General features: G+C 63.0%; 16 protein-coding genes. 2 read left to right on the top strand and 14 right to left on the bottom strand.

Annotation, left to right across the window (positions count from 1 at the left end; genetic code table 11):
* Positions 1–60: 60 nt before the first annotated feature.
* From AC07UR_RS13765 to AC07UR_RS13735, 7 genes are all read right to left on the bottom strand, one after another.
* Positions 61–720, bottom strand: coding sequence for an aspartate/glutamate racemase family protein (locus AC07UR_RS13765; RefSeq protein ID WP_209790577.1), 660 nt, complete (start codon positions 718–720; stop codon positions 61–63).
* Positions 717–2,180, bottom strand: a complete 1,464-nt coding sequence (locus AC07UR_RS13760) for an MFS transporter (RefSeq protein ID WP_209790578.1) — start codon at positions 2,178–2,180, stop codon at positions 717–719. The genes AC07UR_RS13765 and AC07UR_RS13760 overlap by 4 nt, the downstream gene beginning before the upstream one ends.
* A 327-nt stretch (positions 2,181–2,507) precedes the next feature.
* Positions 2,508–3,350 carry a MurR/RpiR family transcriptional regulator gene (locus AC07UR_RS13755; protein ID WP_173418182.1) on the bottom strand — a complete coding sequence of 281 codons (843 nt, stop codon included), beginning with the start codon at positions 3,348–3,350 and terminating at the stop codon, positions 2,508–2,510.
* Between the two features lie 112 nt (positions 3,351–3,462).
* Positions 3,463–4,383, bottom strand: coding sequence for a polyphosphate kinase 2 (gene ppk2, locus AC07UR_RS13750; RefSeq protein ID WP_053249327.1), 921 nt, complete (start codon positions 4,381–4,383; stop codon positions 3,463–3,465).
* Between the two features lie 136 nt (positions 4,384–4,519).
* Positions 4,520–5,998, bottom strand: a complete 1,479-nt coding sequence (locus AC07UR_RS13745; RefSeq protein ID WP_209790579.1) for an aldehyde dehydrogenase family protein — start codon at positions 5,996–5,998, stop codon at positions 4,520–4,522.
* Positions 5,999–6,034: 36 nt separating this feature from the next.
* The gene (locus AC07UR_RS13740; RefSeq protein ID WP_209790580.1) at positions 6,035–7,321 is read right to left on the bottom strand and encodes an MFS transporter; all 1,287 of its coding nucleotides are present in this window, start codon (positions 7,319–7,321) and stop codon (positions 6,035–6,037) included.
* Positions 7,322–7,579: 258 nt separating this feature from the next.
* Positions 7,580–8,068 (bottom strand): DMT family transporter, encoded by a 489-nt coding sequence (locus AC07UR_RS13735; protein ID WP_209790581.1) that lies wholly within the window; start codon positions 8,066–8,068, stop codon positions 7,580–7,582.
* Between the two features lie 89 nt (positions 8,069–8,157).
* Between AC07UR_RS13735 and AC07UR_RS13730 the strand changes: the two genes are divergently transcribed.
* Entirely contained in the window at positions 8,158–9,078 is a 921-nt protein-coding gene (locus tag AC07UR_RS13730; protein ID WP_209790582.1) for a LysR family transcriptional regulator, read from the top strand.
* Positions 9,079–9,217: 139 nt separating this feature from the next.
* Here the strand turns inward: AC07UR_RS13730 and AC07UR_RS13725 are convergent, their stop codons facing one another.
* The 7 genes from AC07UR_RS13725 to AC07UR_RS13695 form a co-directional block, all read right to left on the bottom strand.
* Complete coding sequence (locus AC07UR_RS13725; protein WP_412728367.1) at positions 9,218–10,246, bottom strand: Tim44 domain-containing protein; 1,029 nt, start codon at positions 10,244–10,246, stop codon at positions 9,218–9,220.
* A gap of 140 nt (positions 10,247–10,386) precedes the next feature.
* Positions 10,387–11,982, bottom strand: coding sequence for a GMC family oxidoreductase (locus AC07UR_RS13720; protein ID WP_209790583.1), 1,596 nt, complete (start codon positions 11,980–11,982; stop codon positions 10,387–10,389).
* Positions 11,983–12,060: 78 nt separating this feature from the next.
* Positions 12,061–13,056, bottom strand: a complete 996-nt coding sequence (locus AC07UR_RS13715) for a branched-chain amino acid ABC transporter permease (RefSeq protein ID WP_209790584.1) — start codon at positions 13,054–13,056, stop codon at positions 12,061–12,063.
* Positions 13,049–13,936 (bottom strand): branched-chain amino acid ABC transporter permease, encoded by an 888-nt coding sequence (locus AC07UR_RS13710; protein ID WP_209790585.1) that lies wholly within the window; start codon positions 13,934–13,936, stop codon positions 13,049–13,051. Before AC07UR_RS13710 ends, AC07UR_RS13715 begins: the two co-directional genes overlap by 8 nt.
* 3 nt (positions 13,937–13,939) lie before the next feature.
* Positions 13,940–14,641, bottom strand: a complete 702-nt coding sequence (locus tag AC07UR_RS13705; protein WP_209790586.1) for an ABC transporter ATP-binding protein — start codon at positions 14,639–14,641, stop codon at positions 13,940–13,942.
* Between the two features lies 1 nt (position 14,642).
* Complete coding sequence (locus AC07UR_RS13700) at positions 14,643–15,425, bottom strand: ABC transporter ATP-binding protein (RefSeq protein WP_209790607.1); 783 nt, start codon at positions 15,423–15,425, stop codon at positions 14,643–14,645.
* A 14-nt stretch (positions 15,426–15,439) separates the two neighbouring features.
* Positions 15,440–16,645, bottom strand: a complete 1,206-nt coding sequence (locus AC07UR_RS13695) for an ABC transporter substrate-binding protein (RefSeq protein WP_173418171.1) — start codon at positions 16,643–16,645, stop codon at positions 15,440–15,442.
* Between the two features lie 237 nt (positions 16,646–16,882).
* On the opposite strand from AC07UR_RS13695, the gene AC07UR_RS13690 reads away from it, so the two are divergent.
* Complete coding sequence (locus AC07UR_RS13690) at positions 16,883–17,830, top strand: LysR family transcriptional regulator (protein WP_173418170.1); 948 nt, start codon at positions 16,883–16,885, stop codon at positions 17,828–17,830.
* Positions 17,831–18,007: the final 177 nt, after the last annotated feature.

Here is an 18,007-nt window from a genome sequence, read left to right as displayed (position 1 = left end):
GCTTTTACGAGGGGGCGTCGCTTGGAGCCGGAGCCAGATAGAGTACGCTGAAATTGCGGGTCAGGCGTTGACCCGCATCAGGTCGAGCACACGCTCCACCGCGCAGGGGATGGGTGCGATGATCGGCGTCGCAAAATGCGGCTGCAACTGTTCTGCCGCCTGGCCGAGTGGGCCGCCGCCGATGATGACGGCCTCGGCACCGTCGAGCTCGATGCATTGCCGCACCGCTTCGCCGAGCGCTTCCCGCAGTCGCTTTTCATCACCGGCAAGGGCGAGCGGGTCGCCCGGCGTGCAGCGGATGCCGGTGTACTGGCCGACAAGGCCGAGGTCGCGGGCACGATCGTCGATTGCCTCGATCAGCTCCGGCGTCGTGGTTGCGACGCCGAATTTGCGGCCGCCCCGCGCGGCCTCGATCATCGAGGCCTCGCAGATGCCGACGACCGGAATGTCGACCCCGGCTTTCAGGTCGGCGAGACCCGGGTCGCCGAAGGCGCTGACGATGATGCCGAGGCAACTGTCGTCGTGCGCCGCGCCGATCTCGATGACCTCGTCGGCCGCAGCGGTCAATTGCTGCGGCGTGACGATCATCGGCGGGTTCCGCTTGGCCGTGGCGACTGCCACGGCCAAGCGTCCGGTGACAGCCCGCTCGGCGATGGCGAGCATCATGCTGCTTGTCGCCTGCGAGCTGTTCGGGTTGATCAACAGGATATGCGCGGTCACGTTCTGACTTCCATGCCGACATTGATCTTGTTCGGTTCAGCCTTGGCGAGGTCGGCATCCGCCGGCTGGTCCAGGTCTTCCATCGACATGCCATAGGTCTCGGGGCCGAGCTGGATGCAGAAAGCGAAGACCGCATACATGCCGGCTGCCAGACCGAACACCCCGACCATGCCGTAGGTGTCGAACAGCATGCCGGAGATGGTCGGCACGAAGGAGCCAGCCGCCGATCCGGTCGCCAGGATGAGCGCGACGCCGAAGGCGCGGATGCGGGTCGGGAAAAGCTCAGGCGCGTAGATCCAGATCGAGGTGTTGAGCAAAAGCACGAAGAACTGGAAGATCGCTCCGAACATCAGGACGAGATAGATGTTGGTGCCGAGATAGGCGATCGAAATCGCTGCAAGGCAGGCAAAGACAGCACCTGTTGTCAGCACCTTCTTGCGCGGGAAGTAGTAGCCGAACATCGAGGCGGCGATGGCGCCGAGCACGCTGCCGCTCTGGATGATCATGCTGTAGAGCAGGCTGCCCTGCAGCGTGTAGCCCATCGACACGAAGATGATGGGCATCAGGGTCAGCACCGACAGCTGCGCGCCGTAGCTCATGAGGATGGCGATCGCGACGGGAATGGTCCGGCCTATGAACGGTGCGCGGAAGAGCTCCTTCCAGTCGCTCTTGGCCGGTGCTTCGTCCTGGAGATGCTCCTTGGTCAGGTACTCCTCGACCTTGAGGTTGCGCGGCCGCAGCGACCCGGAGGCGAGGATCGACAGCACCTTGTTGGCCTCGTCGATCTTGCCTTGGGAGGCGAGGAAGCGCGGCGTCTCCGGCACGAAGCGGCGATAGAAGACCACCAGCAGCGCAGGCAGGGCCAAGGCTGCGAACAACCAGCGCCAGCTGTTTTCACCCGGGAAGAGCGTGAAGATCAAAAGGCCGAAGGCCGGCGCCAGGAAATTGCCGAAGCCGCCGGCACCGACATTGACGAGGCCGGCTGCCGTGCCGCGGAATTTCGGCGAGCAGAATTCCGACAGCATCGTCACGGCGGTGGAGATCTCGCCGCCGACACCGAAGCCGACGATGGCGCGGGCAAAGCACAGCGCTGCGAAATTCGGCGCGAGCGCGCAGGCGGCCGAGCCGATGGTGAAGAGCAGGAGGTTGATCGTCAGCATCACGCGGCGGCCGTAGCGATCGCCGAGAATGCCCGACAGCAACCGGCCGAGAGCGGCGCTGCCAAAGGTGATGGTGTTGAGGAAGCCGATGTCGGTGCCGGTCAGGCCCCAATGTTCCTTCAGGATGGGACCGGCGACGCCGATGGTGTTCTGCTCGAAGCTGTCGAACAGGCAGCCGATCAGAACCAGGGCGATGATCTGCTTGTGGGCGCCGGTGACGCCGATCTTGGTGAAGGCTGATTCCAACTGTCGAATGACCGGCGAAGACTTGCCGGTAGGCACCATATTTTCCGCTGCCATGGTTTGTTCCCCTTTATGGCTTAACTGGCGTGAAAACTTAGTTTCATGATGCTACATCAAGAAATCATGGTTTCATACTGGAAATTTGCTTTGGAGCCGACGAACCGGACGTTTCACGCCTGACGAGCGCTGCTACCGTCCAGTACAATTCTTCTTCACAGCAATGCCATTGAGGAATGCAGATTTCGTGCCAGAGTAAAAGAAATCACAGTTTCTCTTTTATAATCAAATATATGAGCTTCTGTTCGCTCGCATTGCATCGATGAAACTATGATTTCACCTGATCGAAGAATGGACTGCTGTTTCAGGCAGGTGCCTAAACAACGGTCACAACTCTTCGAGCGCGTCGTTCAGCGCTTCAATGCCGCGCAGGCGGTTCCGGCCGGTGACACCGGCGGTTTCGATGCAGCGCGTTGTCAGGAGATGGCAGAGCGCCATGACGGAGACGTGGTTGAAAAGAGGGCCAGGGGCGAGCGTCTGGCAGCGGAAATGCCACTCGGCCTGGCTGAGGAAGGGCACGCCTTCGTCAGTGATGTAGAGCAGGCGTGCGCCGGACCTTTCCACTTGGCCGAGGAGCGTGTCCATCAGGGCGATGCGGCGGCGCAGGCCGAAGACGATGACCACGTCGTCGGGCGTGAAGCTGACGAGATGTTCCCCGAGCGTCTGGCCGCCGCCGGGAATGGCCGCGATGTTCTCGATCACCTGGGTCAGCTGCCATTGCAGATAGGTGGCGAAAGAATGGCTGGCGCGAAAGCCGATGACCCAGACTTTTCGCGCCTTGAGCAGCGCTGCCGACGCGGCGTTGATCTGCGTTTCGGAAATCGCCAGGAACGTCGCCTCGATGTTGGCGACGCCTTGGGCCACATGGGCGGTGACGGATTGTTCGCCGGCGGTATCGGCGCTTGTCGCCAGGAACAGCCGCGATCCCGTCTGCTTGTCGGCGCGCGCGTGGCGGCGCGCCTCCTCGTAGTTGTCATAGCCGAGCCGCTGGATGAACCGCGACACGGTTGCCTTCGACACATGCGCCAGCGCCGCCAGCTCCTGGGCGGAGTAGCTGGCGACCTCTCCAGGAAAATCGCAGAGAAAGTCTCCCAGGCGCCGCTCTGCCGGATGCAGTTCCGGCAGCACTTGGCGGACGCGGGTGAGGAAGGATCGCTCTTTGGGACTCATTACCAATTCCATGAAACCGTCGTTTCACGGACTGTCCGATTTCCGCGTCGGCTTGGCAAGTCCGCAAGGCCGGAAAGACCCGACCTTGCTTCATGGCGCACCGGCGCCGGCCTCAGTATTTTGACGGCACGTAGAGTTCCGGTGGCAGAACCTTGCGCTCGTAGTCCGGATTGAAGACACGCTCCGGCAGGGTGATTTCCTCGTGCGGCACGTCCTCATAGGGGATCTGCTGCAGCAGGTGATCCATACAGTTCAGCCGCGCCCGCTTCTTGTCGTTGCCTTCGACGATGTGCCACGGTGCCTCGGGAATGTTGGTCCTGGCGAAGGTCTCTTCCTTGGCCTTGGTATAGGCCTCCCAGCGCACGCGCGACTGGAGGTCCATCGGCGACAGCTTCCACTGTTTCAGCGGGTCGTGGATGCGCACCAGGAAGCGCATCTGCTGCTCCTCGTCGGTGATCGAGAACCAGTATTTGACCAGCCGGATGCCCGAACGTACCAGCATGCGCTCGAATTCCGGTACGTCGTTGAAGAATTGCTCGACCTGGTCTTCGCTCGCAAAGCCCATGACGCGCTCGACGCCGGAACGATTGTACCAGGAGCGGTCGAACAGCACGATCTCGCCGCCGGCCGGCAGATGCGGCACGTAGCGCTGGAAATACCACTGGGTCTTTTCACGGTCCGACGGGGCGGGCAGGGCTGCCACCCGAACGACACGCGGATTGAGCCGTTGGGTGATGCGCTTGATCACGCCGCCCTTGCCGGCCGAATCGCGCCCCTCGAAGATCACCACGACCTTCTCCTTGTGGTGCACGACCCAGTCCTGCAGCTTGATCAGCTCGGACTGAAGCGCGATCAGCGCGCGAAAATAGTCGATGCGCGGCAGCGATGGCGGATGGCTCTTGCGGTAGATCTTGCGGATCTCTTCCGAAAGCGCCGGCTCGGAAAGCTCGAGCTCGTAGTCTTCGTCGAGCGTATCGGCGAGTTCCGCCTCCAGCCAGTCCTGCCCGTCGAAGTCGCCATTTGACCTGTTCATCACATCCCTCCAGCGCACAAGCGCGCAACCCGGTCGCACCGCGGCATGATGCGACCGTCCCTGGGCTTATTCCATAGCAGCATGAAGGGAATTTGACGCCGCCCTCTGTGGCCGGCGCCGCTGCTTGCGAGGCGCGCTATGCCTTGATGTACCAGCCCCAGGGCTCATCGGCGTCGAAGCTGGTGATCTGCTTGGTCTCAAGGTAGTTGGAAAGGCCCCAGCGGCCGAGCTCGCGGCCGATGCCCGACTGTTTGTAGCCGCCCCAGGGCGCCTCGGTGAAGGTCGGTTGCGAGCAGTTGACCCAGACGATGCCGGCGCGCAACGCACGGGCGACACGTTCGCAGCGTGCCTTGTCTGCCGACATGACGGCTGCGGCAAGGCCGAAGCGACTGTCGTTGGCCATGCGCACCGCATCCGCTTCGTCTGCAAACGGCTTGACGCAGACGACCGGCCCGAAGATTTCCTCGCGCCAGACATAGCTGTCTTCGCTCATGTCGGTCAGAACCGTCGGCTCGATGAAGTAGCCGCTGTTGAAGCCGGCCGGCCGGCCGCCGCCTGCAGCGATGGTCGCGCCGTCCTGGCGGGCGCGGTCGATGGCGGTCAGGATCTTGTCATACTGCCCCTTGGAAACGATCGGCCCGAGCAGCGTGCCGTCGTCGAGGCCATTGCCGATCTTGATCTTGGCCACCTCTTCGCAGAGCCGCTTCACGACGGCCTCGTAGATCGGCTCCTCGACGAGCACGCGCGAGGTTGCCGAGCAGACCTGCCCCTGGTTCCAGAAGATACCGAACATGATCCATTCGACGGCTCTATCGATATCGCTGTCGGCAAAAACCACGAAGGGCGACTTGCCGCCGAGCTCGAGGCTGATGTTCTTGATGTCCTGGGCGCCGGCCATCATTACCTTTCGCCCTGTTGGCACCGAGCCGGTGAAGGCGAGCTTGTCGACCAGCGGATGCTCGGTCAGCGGCTGGCCGGCATCCTGGCCGGTGCCGGTGATGATGTTGAGCACACCCGGCGGAAGCTCGATCTCCTCGGCAATGGCGCCGAGTTCCAAAGCCGTCAGCGGCGTCAGTTCCGACGGCTTGAGGACGATGGTGCATCCGGCGGCAAGCGCCGGCGCCACCTTCCAGGAGACCATCAGCAACGGATAGTTCCAGGGCGTGATTGCGCCGACGATCCCGAGCGGCTCGCGAATGGCGCGAGCGGTGAAGCGGTTGTCGCCGACGGCGATCGTTTCCTCGGGGTTGGCGTCGAGTTCTTCGGCAAGGCCTGCATAGTAGCGAAAGCAGCCGGCGGCATCGTCGATATCCCAAAGCGCTTCCGGCAACGGCTTGCCGTTGTCGGTGACCTCAAGACGCGCCAGCGCATGGCGTCTTTCCTCGATCTTCTCGGCAATGGCCCGGAGATAGACGGCCCGCTCGGTGCCGGTGAGCTTCGGCCATGGGCCACTGTCGAAGGCGATGCGGGCAGCTTTGACGGCGCGGTCGATGTCGTCATAGGTGGCTGCCGGCGCGCGGTGGATGACCTCCTCGGTCGCCGGATCTATGACGTCGAGCGTCCCCCCGCGCCGCGGCTTTTCCCATTTTCCGTCGATGAACAACTTGTCCCGCATGCCAGTCCCCTCATTTCAGCCCGGCAGAGTATGGCCCTAGCGGTGGCCGTCGCGCCAGCCGCCGGCCATACTTTTTTCGGCAATCTTGCTTTCTGCGTCGGGACTTAGGTCCTCGAGCGTCGTTTTGACACGCGGCCTCCACACCAGGAACGGAAGAACGGGAAGTATGGCGCCGGCACTGGCAACGAACCAGAATTGTTGAAACGTCATCCAGCCGGCGCTGTGCAGCATTCCGGTGAGGACACCCGCCACCATGAACAGGTCCATCAACGGCAGGCTCAGCGCATAGAAGACCGCCTGGCGCTCGAGGCTCAGCCGCTGCTGGATGATCGTGAAATAGGCGGCAAAGGCTACCATTTCGGGGATGCCGCCGATGATCAGCGTCGTCGTCGCCAGTGCATGGCTTGGGGCGAAAACCAGCCCAAGTGTCGTCACCCCTTCAAGAAGACTTGCGACGAGATAGGCGGTCAGCAGCGACGGCGTACCGATCAACGTTCTCGCCAGGCAGTTCGAGACGAGCGCACCGAGAACGGCGCCGGCCCCTTGCGCTGCCAACAGCACAGTCCACATCGACGGACCAAGCCCGAACTGGTCGTGATTGAGCCAGAAGAGAAAGGGTTGCAGCGCTCCGAGGGAGATCATGTAGCCGAGAGCGGGTAGAACGAGCGCCAAGAGTATCGGGTTTTCGCGCAACGTTGCGGCCGCTACCCGGAAAAGGCCGGTTGTGTGTGCCGGATCCGGCGTGAGCCGCTTTTGCCCTGCTGCCACATTGCCCCAACCAAGGGCAATTGCCGCCAAGAGGTGGCCGATGGCAAGTGCCGGAAAAGCCAGGGCAGGGGACGCGATGGTTAGCACGAGGCCTGCGGCCGGCGGACCGAATATCTTGGCCAGCCGGTCGATCGTCTGAAACGCGGTGTTTGCTTCCATGTTGCGGCCGGCGGGCACGACGGCCGCGCGCAGCGCCAACAGGCCGGGGACAACAACAGTGTCTGCGAGGCCGATGATCAGAACCATGATCTGCAGCGTACCCGCGTGCTCGACGGCGGCGACAACGACAAGGCACAGTGCAGTGACGATGAGCCCGGTGCCAACGGCTGTGTGTGGACCGGCGCGTCGGATCAACCCGGCGGCAACCGGCGCAAACATAATGCGCGGCGCGAGCCTGAGCGCGAGGCTGCCGACAAGTTCTGCGCCGGTGCCGAACCGTTGCGCGACGAGAAGCGGCAGCGCCGCGACCAACATCCAGGAGCAGAATGAATAGAAGGCAAAAGCGAAGCCGACGCGCCGGAAGGCGCCCGATTTCCAGAGAGACGGAGAATTCATGATGAGCCCGATTGGCAGTCGATCGCCTCGTGCTCCCGACAATCGCGGCAACCGCTTTGGGCGGGCAGCGAATTCAGGAAAAAGAGATCAATCGAACAACGGAAACCAGCCCGTTGGACACGGGCGACTTTGGGCTCGCTGCAACAAGCCCCGCCTTGCGGGGCTCGTCACGCCATCAGGTGCGGTTCGCTCGACATGGGCACTGACTAGCATCATTGCGGCGACAGCGGCAAGAATTACGGTGGCAGGTGTACACGATCAACGGGTCTGGCTTGCGAGTGCCGGTAGGGCGCTTGCAAGCTGCGTGATCACCATTCCGCCGACGATCAGCGCAACGCCGATCAGACGGGCGACACTGGCAGGTTTTTCCGGGAAGCCCATCAGGCCGAAGTGGTCAATGACAATTGAGACCGCCATCTGGCCGGCAATGACGGCAACGATGAAGCTGGCGGCGCCAAGTTTCGGAGCGAGCAGCAGAGCGGCGGTGATGTAGATGACGCCGGCCGCGCCGCCGATCCAGATCCACCAGGGACCCTTCATGGTTTCGCCGAGCGTTGGCATCGGCACACGGAATGCGATCATGATGGGAATGATGAGAGCGAGGCTGACACCGAGCGAAACGACGGTGGCCCATAGGGGGTGGCCGATGAGGCGGCCGAGCATGGCGTTGGCGCCGGCCTGGAACGGCACGACCGCTCCGGCGAAGACGGCGGCGAGGATGAGGAGGAGGGACCCAGCATTTGGCATGACGATATTCCGATCTGTTTGACGGCTTGATGCTCCATCATTCGAAACAGGAATGGAAATTCTGATTTTGCACAGTGTATATTCGCAGTATGAATAATCTCGCCGGAATCGACCTGAACCTGCTCGTGGTGCTCGATGCCCTTCTGGCCGAGCGCCACGTGTCGCGTGCCGCCCTGCGCCTCAACAAGAGTCAGCCTGCGGTCAGCCACGCACTGGCGCGCCTGCGCCAACTTTTCGATGATCCCCTGCTGGTGCGGCATGGCGGACGATTGGAGCCGACCCTGCGGGCGCTCGAAATCGCGCCGCAACTCACTGACGCTATGGGCCGGATGCGGTCGTTGCTGACGCCGGCAGGTTTTGATCCGGCAACGGAGCGGCATGTGTTCCGGCTGGCGATGTCGGACTATGGCGCGGCGGTGCTGCTGCCGAAGCTGATGGCGACCTTACGGATCGAAGCGCCGCACGTCGACCTGATCGTCAGCCAGGCGAGCCGCGAGGTCATGGCCTCGCAGGTCACCGAAGGCGAGATCGATCTGGCGCTCGGCGTCTTTCCGACCCACGGTGAAGGTATCCGGTCATCGTTGCTGTTCACTGAAAGCTTTGCCTGCCTTGCAGATGCGTCGCAGCTTGCCGGATTGCCGGCCATGGACCTTGGCGACTATCTCGCCCGACCGCATGTGCTGGTGTCGTTGCGCGGTGATGTCGGCAACGAGATCGACCTTGCGCTGGCAATCACAGGAAAGTCGCGCCGCATCTGTCTTGCTATTCCCCACTGGAGTGTTGCGCCCGGCCTGGTGCGTGGGACGGATCTCGTCCTGACCGTGGCACGCCGTATCCTGCCGCAGGGGGATGGCCATGGCCTGGCCGTTTTCGAGCCACCCTTTGCCATTCCGCCGTTCGACTTCGAGCAGATCTGGCATCGGCGCCGCGATGGCGATCTGGGGCATCGCTGGTTGCGGGGGCTTGTCTCTCGCATTCTTGGTGATGTGGGGACGGCTGCCGATCATTGACGCGGATGGCGCTCTCCGCTCTTGGCTCGGGGACCGACTGATCCGCATATCCCCCGCGCCGTCGCCGGTACGTGCAGGCCAAAAAAAGACCCGGTCGGATGGGCCGGCCGGGTCTCAAAGGTTTATCGTGCTGATACTATCAGGCGTGTCCGACACCTTGGATCGCCGAGACCTGCCATTCGCCGTCGGCCTTGCGCACGAAGGTCCAAAGCTCGACAGCTTCCGTCAGATTGTCCGGATCGCCGCTGATCACCTTGCCGGTCGTACGGTCGCGCATCACGTCGATGCTCTCGTAGCGCATCGCGACCGTCGCGAAGTCGGTGCCGTTTTCCGACCAGGCTTCGGCGACATCGCCCTGCACGAGATGGACGTCGGTGACGTCGTTCTTGACGCCGCTGGTGGCGTTGTCGCTCAGTTCCTCGGCGAGGTAGGACATGGCTTCCGGTGTCGTCAGGCGACGCAGAGTGCCGTAATCCTCGGCCGCATAGGCCGCCTGGACGTCCTTCAGCATCTTCTCGAACTGTTCGAGGTCCGACTGGCCGATGCCGATTTCATCGGCCGGGCCTTCCGCTGTGGCGGCCGGTGTCGGTGCGACGTTCGGGCGGGTGTTCACCTGCGCATTTGCCTGGCCACCGCCGATGCTCGGGATCTTGAACGACGGCTGCTGGGCCGACGACCGCTCAGACGGGCCGGCATAGGCCGTCTGCTGACGGTTGCGGCCGAAGAAGCGCATCGCGAGCATGATCACGCCGCCGATCAGCAGCATCTGCACGATCAGGCCGAGGAAGCCGGCAGCACCGCCGAAGCCGCCGCCCATCAGCATGCCGATCAGGCCGCCGACCATCAGGCCGCCGAGAAGCGAGCCGCCGAAGCCGCTAAAGAAGCCGGGACGAGCGTTGGGCGTGTTGGCAGCGCCTGGACGCGTCTGGGCGGCACCCGGTGTGGCCGTCGTCGGGCCAGCGTCCTGGCGCGGCGTCATCGAGCGGTCGATCGGTGCCGCGTTTGTCGGCGCGGTGCGGGTGACGGGCGGCTGCGAAAAGGTGCGTGTTCCGCGGCTGCCGAAGCCGCCACCGGAGCGCCGTGCCTCGGCGACATCCACAACCGTGAGCCCGACCGTGAGACCGATCGCCATCATCGCCAGAGCTCGTCCAAAACGCTGCATTGCCATTCAAACCCCTTATCGTGCTTGGGCCCCATGAGGGCCGTCACTGGTCCATATAGAGGTTCCGGTCCCCAATTTTAAGGTTTGGACGTCGCATTTTGGCCAGTTTACCGTAATCCGGGCGGCCAGACGATGTGATTCGAGGGTCAGGGATTGGCCGCCAGGATCATCGCCGCCGCCTTCTCGGCAATCATGATCGTTGGCGAGTTGGTGTTGCCGGACGTGATCGTCGGCATGATCGAGGCATCGGCAATCCTCAAGCCGTGCAGCCCGCGCAGGCGCAGTTCGGGATCGACGACGCTTGCCGGGTCCGCGCCCATCCGACAGGTGCCGACCGGGTGGAAGATCGTCGTGCCGATATCACCGGCGGCGCGCCGCAGATCGTCGTCGCTTTCGTAGGTCGGCCCCGGCTTGAACTCCATGGGATCAAAACGCGCGAAGGCAGGCTGGCTGACGATACGCCGGGTCAGGCGGATGGAACGGACCGCGACATCGCGGTCGGCCTCGGCCGTGAGATATCGCGGGCGGATGTCCGGCGCCGCCGCAAAATCCGGCCCTTTCAGGTGCACCGAGCCCCGGCTCTCGGGGCGCAGGTTGCAGACGCTTGCGGTAATTGCCGGGAAGGCGTGAACCGGCTCGCCGAACTTTTCGAGCGACACCGGCTGGACGTGATATTGCAGGTCCGGCGTTTCTTTCTCCGGGCCGGACCGGGTGAAGATGCCGAGCTGGCTCGGGGCCATTGACATCGGGCCTGAGCGCCTGGCGAGATATTCAAGGCCGATCGCCGCCTTGCCGAACAATGTGCTTGCCTTCTCGTTCAGCGTCGGCACGCCGGTGACCTTGTAGGCGAGGCGAAGTTGCAGATGATCCTGCAGGTTCTCGCCGACGCCTGAAAGCGCATGCCTGACCTCGACACCGTTGTCCTGCAGCACTTCCCCGCGACCGATGCCCGAAAGCTCCAGGATCTGCGGCGAGCCGATGGCGCCGGCCGAAAGCACGGTCTCGCGGCGACAGCGCACCCGCTTGACCACGCCGTCGTGCTGGAACTCGACGCCGGCGATCCGACCTTCCTCGATCACCAGCCGGCGGACATGGGCCTTGGTGAGAACAGTGAGGTTGCGTCGGTTGCGCGCGGGTCGCAGAAACGCCTTGGCGGTGTTCCAGCGGATGCCGGAGCGCTGGTTGACGTCGAAATAGCCCGAGCCCTCATTGTTGCCGCGGTTGAAATCGGCGGTTTCCGGGATGCCGGCCTCGGTCGCCGCCTTCTGGAAAGCGTCGAGCACCGCCCAGCGCACACGCGCCTTTTCCACCCGCCATTCGCCGCCGGCGCCATGCATCTCATCGGCGCCGCGATAGTGGTCTTCCGACTTGCGGAAATGCGGCAGGATGTCGTCCCAGCCCCAGCCGGTGCAGCCCAGCTGGCGCCAGTGATCGTAGTCGTGCGCCTGGCCGCGCATGTAGATCATGCCGTTGATCGACGAACAGCCGCCGAGCACCTTGCCGCGGGGGTAGCCGAGCGACCGGCCGTTCAGCCCCTCCTCCGCGGCGGTGGTGAAGCACCAGTCGGTGCGGGGATTGTTGATGCAATAGAGGTAGCCGACAGGGATGTGGATCCAGTGATAATTGTCACTGCCGCCGGCCTCGAGCAGCAGGACGCGGCGATCCAGGTTTTCCGAAAGACGGTTTGCCAGAACGCAGCCGGCGCTGCCCGCTCCGACGACAATGTAGTCGAACGTGTCCATGGGCTCACTCTTCCTGTCGATGCCCGGTCCGGCCGAAGGCGGGGGACCGGGCCGGCTCCTATGCCGAGGCTGACTGGTCTAGTGCCGATGCTCGAAACCGAGCTTGCGGCCGAGCCTCGAATTGTAGAACTCGCCGACGATGCCGCGCCGGAACAGAAGCACGCAGACCATGAACACCAGGCCGGTGATGATGGTGACCGGGAATTCGGAGGTGGCCAGATAGTTCTGCAAGGTCACGACCAGCCCGGCGCCGAACAGCGGCCCGATCAGCGTGCCGATGCCGCCGAGCAGGGTCATCAGGATGACCTCGCCCGACATCTGCCAGCTGACGTCGGTCAGAGTCGCGAACTGGAACACCAACGCCTTGACCCCGCCGGCAAGGCCGGTCAGAGCCGCCGACATGACGAAGGCCGCGAGCTTGTAGTTGCGAACGGAATAGCCGAGCGACACGGCGCGCGTCTCGTTCTCGCGGATGGATTTCAGGATCATGCCGAAGGGCGAATGGATGATCCGCCAGATGATGGCAACGCCGATGATGAACACGCCGAGGACGAAGTAATACATGTTCGTCGACTGGCTGAGATCGATGAAGCCGAAGAGGTGGCCGCGCGGTACGGACTGGATGCCGTCCTCGCCCTTGGTAAATTCGGCCTGCAGGCAGAAGAAGTAGAACATCTGCGCCAGCGCCAGCGTGATCATGGCGAAATAGATGCCCTGTCTGCGGATCGCGAGAAAACCGATGATCGCGCCGAGGAATGCCGCACCTGCGACACCCACCAGAATGCCGAGTTCCGGCGGCAGTCCCCATTCCTTCACCGCATGGGCGGTGAAGTAGGCGGCCCCGCCGAAGAAGGCGGCATGGCCGAAGGACAGAAGCCCGGTGTAGCCGAGCAGCAGATTGAAGGCGCAGGCAAACAGCGCGAAGCACAGGAGCTTCATCAGGAAGACAGGGTAGAAGAACAGCGGCGCGAGCATCAGCAGCGCCAGACCGGCCGTAAGGATGATCGTCTGCGCGACGGCCGGCTTCTTTTCGCTTGGCTTATCGATATCGAGTGTCAGTGTCATATCAAACATCCCGGCCGAAGAGGCCTGCAGGCCGTATCAGGAGAACGATGGCCATGATCACGAAGATCACGATGTTGGAGGCTTCGGGGTAGAACACCTTCGTCAGCCCCTCGGCGACGCCGAGCAGGTAGCCGGTGACGATCGCCCCCATGATCGAGCCCATGCCGCCGACGACGACCACGGCGAAGACGACGATGATGATGTTGGTGCCCATCAGCGGCGACACCTGGTAGATCGGCGCCGCGAGCACGCCGGCAAGGGCGGCAAGGGCCGCTCCGAGGGCATAGGTCAGCGTCAAGAGGAACGGCACGTTGATGCCGAAGGACTGGACGAGGATCGGGTTTTCGGTGGCCGCCCGCAGATAGGAGCCGAGCTTGGTCTTTTCGATGATCAGCCAGGTGCCGATGCAGACGACGAGCGAGAAGGCGATCACCCAGCCGCGATAGATGGGCAGGAACATGAAGCCGAGATTGGTGCCGCCGGCAAGGGCTGCAGGCGTCGCATAGGGCTGGCCCGAGGCGCCATAGAGATAGCGGAACGTGCCTTCGATCGTCAGTGCCAGACCGAAGGTGAAGAGCAGGCCATAAAGGGGATCGAGCGTATAGAGCCGCCGCAACATCGTGCGTTCGATGATCGCGCCGACAAGGCCGACCGCAAGCGGGGCGATAACCAGCGCCGGCCAGTAACCAATGCCGAAATAGGACAAAAGCAACCAGGCGAAGAAGGCGCCGAGCATGTATTGCGCGCCGTGGGCGAAGTTGATGACGCGCAACAGGCCGAAGATGATCGCAAGGCCGAGGCTCAGGAGCGCGTAGAACGAACCGTTGATCAGGCCGATCAGCAATTGTCCGAGGAAGGCTTGCAGCGGAATTCCAAAAATCATGGTCATGGCTCAGACCCCCAGCACGTCGTGCAGCATGCCCATGCGGGCGGAGAGTTCCGAAACGGGAAACTCGCCGACCATGCGGCCATGGTCCATAAGGTAGAAACGGTCGGCGACCTTGCTGGCGAAGCGGAAGTTCTGTTCGACCAGAAGCACGGTCATGCCACGCTCCTTCAACGTCTTCAGCACGTCGCCGATGCGCTGGACGATCACGGGGGCAAGGCCCTCCGTCGGCTCGTCGAGCAGCATCATGCGCACACCGGTTCTCAAGATCCGGGCGATTGCCAGCATCTGCTGTTCGCCGCCGGAAAGTTTGGTGCCGGGGCTGTTGCGGCGCTCGTGCAGGTTGGGAAAAAGCTCGAAGATTTCGTCGACGGTCATGCCGCCCTTGGCGACCGCCGGCGGCAGCAGCAGGTTTTCGTAAACCGACAGCGTCGAGAAGATGCCGCGCTCCTCGGGAATGAAACCGAGGCCGCGATGGGCGACCCGGTGCAGCGGCACCTTGATCAGGTCCTCGCCGGCAAACTCGATCGCGCCCTTGCGGTTGCGCACGATGCCCATGATCGAGCGCAGCGTCGTGGTCTTGCCCACACCGTTGCGCCCGAGCAGGGTGACCATTTCGCCTTCGCCGACGGTCATGTCGACGCCATGCAGGATATGGCTTTCGCCATACCAGGCGTTGAGGCCGGAGACTTTCAGAAGCGGTTTCATCTCAGACCTCCTCCGTGCCCATATAGGCGGTGCGAACCCTCGGATCGGCCGACACCGTGGCATAGTCGCCCTCGGCGAGGATCTCGCCACGCTGCAGCACGGTGACATGATGGCAGAGCGTCGAGACGACGGAGAGATTGTGCTCGACCATCAGTACGGCACGTTCCAGCGCCACCTCGCGGATTATCTCGGCGACCATGCCGACATCCTCATGGCCCATGCCGGCCATCGGCTCGTCGAGCAAAAGAACCTTCGGGTCGAGCGCCAGGGTCGTGGCGATCTCAAGCACTCGCTTGCGGCCGTAGGAAAGATCTGCGGCAACAGCGTTTCGCTCCTTGTCGAGGCCGACCGAGCGGATCAGCTGATCGGCCTTGGCCGTCAGTCCGTCGAGCGCCGACATCGGCTTCCAGAACTGGGTGGCAAGGCCGTTCGGCCGCTGCAATGCGACGCGCACATTGTCGAGCACGCTCATATGCGGAAACACCGCCGAAATCTGGAACGAGCGCACCAGGCCTTTGCGCGCCACCTTGTCCGGTGCCATGCGGGTGATGTCTTCGCCCAAGAGCGTGATCGTGCCGTCGGTCGGCTGCAGGAACTTGGTCAGAAGATTGAAGACCGTCGTCTTGCCGGCGCCGTTCGGCCCGATCAGCGCATGCACCCGGGCATGGTGGACGTCGAGATTGACGTTGTTGACGGCGGTGAAGCCGCCGAAATCGCGACGGAGACCGCGGGCGGACAAAACCACCCGCGGCGCTCCATTCTGTTCCTTCAAGGCGGCGGCCATCGCGATCCGACCGCTCACGACTTCACGAGGTCGCAGCCGCTCTTGGCCGGATCGATGAAGGCTTCCGAACCGGGGATGGTGGCGAGCACCTTGAAATAGTCCCAGGGCTCCTTGCTTTCATCCGGCTTCTTCACTTCCAAGAGGTACATGTCATGGATCATCCGGCCGTTCTCGGCGACCTTGCCGTTTTCGGCAAAGACGTCGTTGACGGGCAGCGCGCGCAGTTCCTTGGAAACGGCATCGCCGTCATCGCTGCCGGCCTTCTCGATCGCCTTCAGATAGGAAAGCACGGCGGAGTAGGTACCGGCGTGAACCATGTTCGGCATCTTGCCGGTGCGCTCCATGAAGCGCTTGCCGAACTTTGCCGTTTCCTCGTTGCGGTTCCAGTAGAAGCCTTCGGTCAGCGTCAGGCCTTGCGCCGCCTCGAGGCCGAGGCCATGCACCTCGGCAAGCGTGAACAGCAGCGCCGCCAGGCGCTGCCCGCCCTGGACGATGCCGAATTCGGCCGCCTGCTTGATGGCGTTGGAAGTGTCGAGGCCGGCATTGGCAAGGCCGATCACCTTGGCGCCCGAAGACTGGGCCTGCAGCAGGAACGAGGAGAAGTCGGTGGTCGCCAGCGGATGGCGGACGGACCCGACGACGGTGCCGCCGTTTTCCTTGACGTAGTTGCCGGTGTTTTCCTCGAGCGAATAGCCGAAGGCGTAGTCGGCGGTCAGGAAGAACCAGCTGTCACCGCCCTGCTTGACCAGCGCGCCGCCGGTGCCGACCGCCAGCGCATGGGTGTCATAGGCCCAGTGGAAACCATAGGGCGAGCACTGCTTGCCGGTGAGTTCCGTGGTGGCAGCGCCGGTGTTGATGGTGATCTTCTTCTTTTCCTTCGACAGCGCCTGGACGGCGAGGCCGACAGATGAGCTTGTCAGCTCCATGATGCTGTCGACCTGCTCGGTGTCATACCATTGCCGGGCGATGTTGGAGGCGATGTCGGCCTTGTTCTGGTGGTCGGCGGTAATCACTTCCACGGGAACACCCAGAACTTTGCCGCCGAAGTCCTCGACCGCCATCAGCGCGGCCTCGTAGGAAGACTTGCCGCCGAAGTCGGCATAGACGCCGGACTGGTCGTTCAGGATGCCGATCTTGACCTTGCCGTCGGATGCGTCGGCGAATGCGGCCGTGCTGCCGGCAAGCATCATGGCGAATGCGGTGAGCAGTTTCTTCGTCATCGTGTCCTCCTCCAAGGGTCAGCAGGCAGGGACTGGCAACACGAAATGGCGTGTCGCTCCGGCAAAGCGCGTGGCATTGCCGGACCGTCAGTCCCGTTCTGTTCAAATTTGGCCAGACATGCTCCTCAGATGTCGGCTCCGGCGTTACAATCCGGAAAAAACCGCTTGGATGCAAGCGCTGTCGCCCGTAAATTGCAAACAGGGTCTGTTCATTTTCGAACAGATGGGGGCAGCGAGATGAATCCGAACTTCACCTGGGACGATCTGCAGTTCTTTCTGGCGGTCGCGCGCACCGGGCAATTGTCGACGGCGGCGCGGCGGCTCAGAACCAGCCACGCGACGGTGTCGCGGCGCATCGACCGGCTGGAATTCGCCCTCAAGGTCAAGCTGTTCGAGCGCAATCCGCGCGGCTACGTGCTGACGGCGATCGGCCAGCGCTTCGTCGAAACCGCCGAACGCATCGAGCGCGAGACCGAGCAGCTGCAGCTCGACATCAGCGACGGTCTGACGGCGCAACGCGGCGTGGTGCGGCTGAGCACGCTCGAAGGGTTCGGCAACTTCTTCCTGTCGGACCGGCTGTCGAGTTTTGCCGCGACCTATCCGAACATCTCGCTGGAACTGGTGGCGATCCAGCAGATCATGTCACTGTCGCGCAAGGAGGCGGACCTGTCGGTGGCGCTGACGGCGCCGAAGGCCGGCCCCTATCACTCGGAGGTGCTGACCCCCTATACGCTGCATGTCTATGGCTCGCGCAGCTATCTCGCCAGCCACCCGCCGATCAGGAGCCGCAACGATCTCGCCGCCCATCGCTTCGTCGGCTACATCGAAGACATGATTTTTGCGCCCGGGCTCGATTATCTCGGCGAGATCCAGCCGGGCCTCAGGGCGCATTTCCAGAGCTCGAGCATCCTCACGCAGTTGAAGGCCGTGCGCCAGGGGCTGGGTCTGTGCGTGTTGCCGCATTTCATGGCGCGCGACGAAAAGGACATCGAGATCGTGCTGCCCGACGAGGTCGAGCTGAAGCGCACCTACTGGATGATCTGCCACCGCGATCTGGTCGCCGTGCCGCGGGTGCGTGCGGTGCGTGAGTTCCTGATGCAGATCGTGCGGGAGAACTGGGGCCATTTCAGCCGCGAAAGGCCGCTCGCGGCAGCGCCGGTGGGCCAGATCCTGCAGCCGCGATAGAGCGCCCAGGCTACCCCTCATCGTTTTCTGCCGTGTTCGGTGATGTGAGCGCCGAAATCTGCAGAGGATTTGGATGTCGTTCGCCCTGTTGATAACACCTCCTCGAATTTCCTTTGTATTTTCAGTCGCTTGTCGTTTCTTGGTGATTTTTTGAAATTGTCTGTTGACGTGTTCGAG

This window comes from Ensifer sp. GW821-FHT05G01 (assembly GCF_059419585.1).
The sequence above is the reverse complement of the archived record's forward strand: the minus strand, read 5'-3'. Positions and strand labels throughout refer to the sequence as shown.

What these genes read in the sequence shown, in the direction of transcription:
- AC07UR_RS13760 (WP_209790578.1), bottom strand. Translation starts at nt 2,180, where the DNA reads ATGGCAGCGGAAAATATGGTGCCTACCGGCAAGTCTTCGCCGGTCATT.
- AC07UR_RS13755 (WP_173418182.1), bottom strand. Translation starts at nt 3,350, where the DNA reads ATGAGTCCCAAAGAGCGATCCTTCCTCACCCGCGTCCGCCAAGTGCTG.
- ppk2 (WP_053249327.1), bottom strand. Translation starts at nt 4,383, where the DNA reads ATGAACAGGTCAAATGGCGACTTCGACGGGCAGGACTGGCTGGAGGCG.
- AC07UR_RS13745 (WP_209790579.1), bottom strand. Translation starts at nt 5,998, where the DNA reads ATGCGGGACAAGTTGTTCATCGACGGAAAATGGGAAAAGCCGCGGCGC.
- AC07UR_RS13740 (WP_209790580.1), bottom strand. Translation starts at nt 7,321, where the DNA reads ATGAATTCTCCGTCTCTCTGGAAATCGGGCGCCTTCCGGCGCGTCGGC.
- AC07UR_RS13735 (WP_209790581.1), bottom strand. Translation starts at nt 8,068, where the DNA reads ATGCCAAATGCTGGGTCCCTCCTCCTCATCCTCGCCGCCGTCTTCGCC.
- AC07UR_RS13730 (WP_209790582.1), top strand. Translation starts at nt 8,158, where the DNA reads ATGAATAATCTCGCCGGAATCGACCTGAACCTGCTCGTGGTGCTCGAT.
- AC07UR_RS13725 (WP_412728367.1), bottom strand. Translation starts at nt 10,246, where the DNA reads ATGGCAATGCAGCGTTTTGGACGAGCTCTGGCGATGATGGCGATCGGT.
- AC07UR_RS13720 (WP_209790583.1), bottom strand. Translation starts at nt 11,982, where the DNA reads ATGGACACGTTCGACTACATTGTCGTCGGAGCGGGCAGCGCCGGCTGC.
- AC07UR_RS13715 (WP_209790584.1), bottom strand. Translation starts at nt 13,056, where the DNA reads ATGTTTGATATGACACTGACACTCGATATCGATAAGCCAAGCGAAAAG.
- AC07UR_RS13710 (WP_209790585.1), bottom strand. Translation starts at nt 13,936, where the DNA reads ATGACCATGATTTTTGGAATTCCGCTGCAAGCCTTCCTCGGACAATTG.
- AC07UR_RS13705 (WP_209790586.1), bottom strand. Translation starts at nt 14,641, where the DNA reads ATGAAACCGCTTCTGAAAGTCTCCGGCCTCAACGCCTGGTATGGCGAA.
- AC07UR_RS13700 (WP_209790607.1), bottom strand. Translation starts at nt 15,425, where the DNA reads ATGGCCGCCGCCTTGAAGGAACAGAATGGAGCGCCGCGGGTGGTTTTG.
- AC07UR_RS13695 (WP_173418171.1), bottom strand. Translation starts at nt 16,645, where the DNA reads ATGACGAAGAAACTGCTCACCGCATTCGCCATGATGCTTGCCGGCAGC.
- AC07UR_RS13690 (WP_173418170.1), top strand. Translation starts at nt 16,883, where the DNA reads ATGAATCCGAACTTCACCTGGGACGATCTGCAGTTCTTTCTGGCGGTC.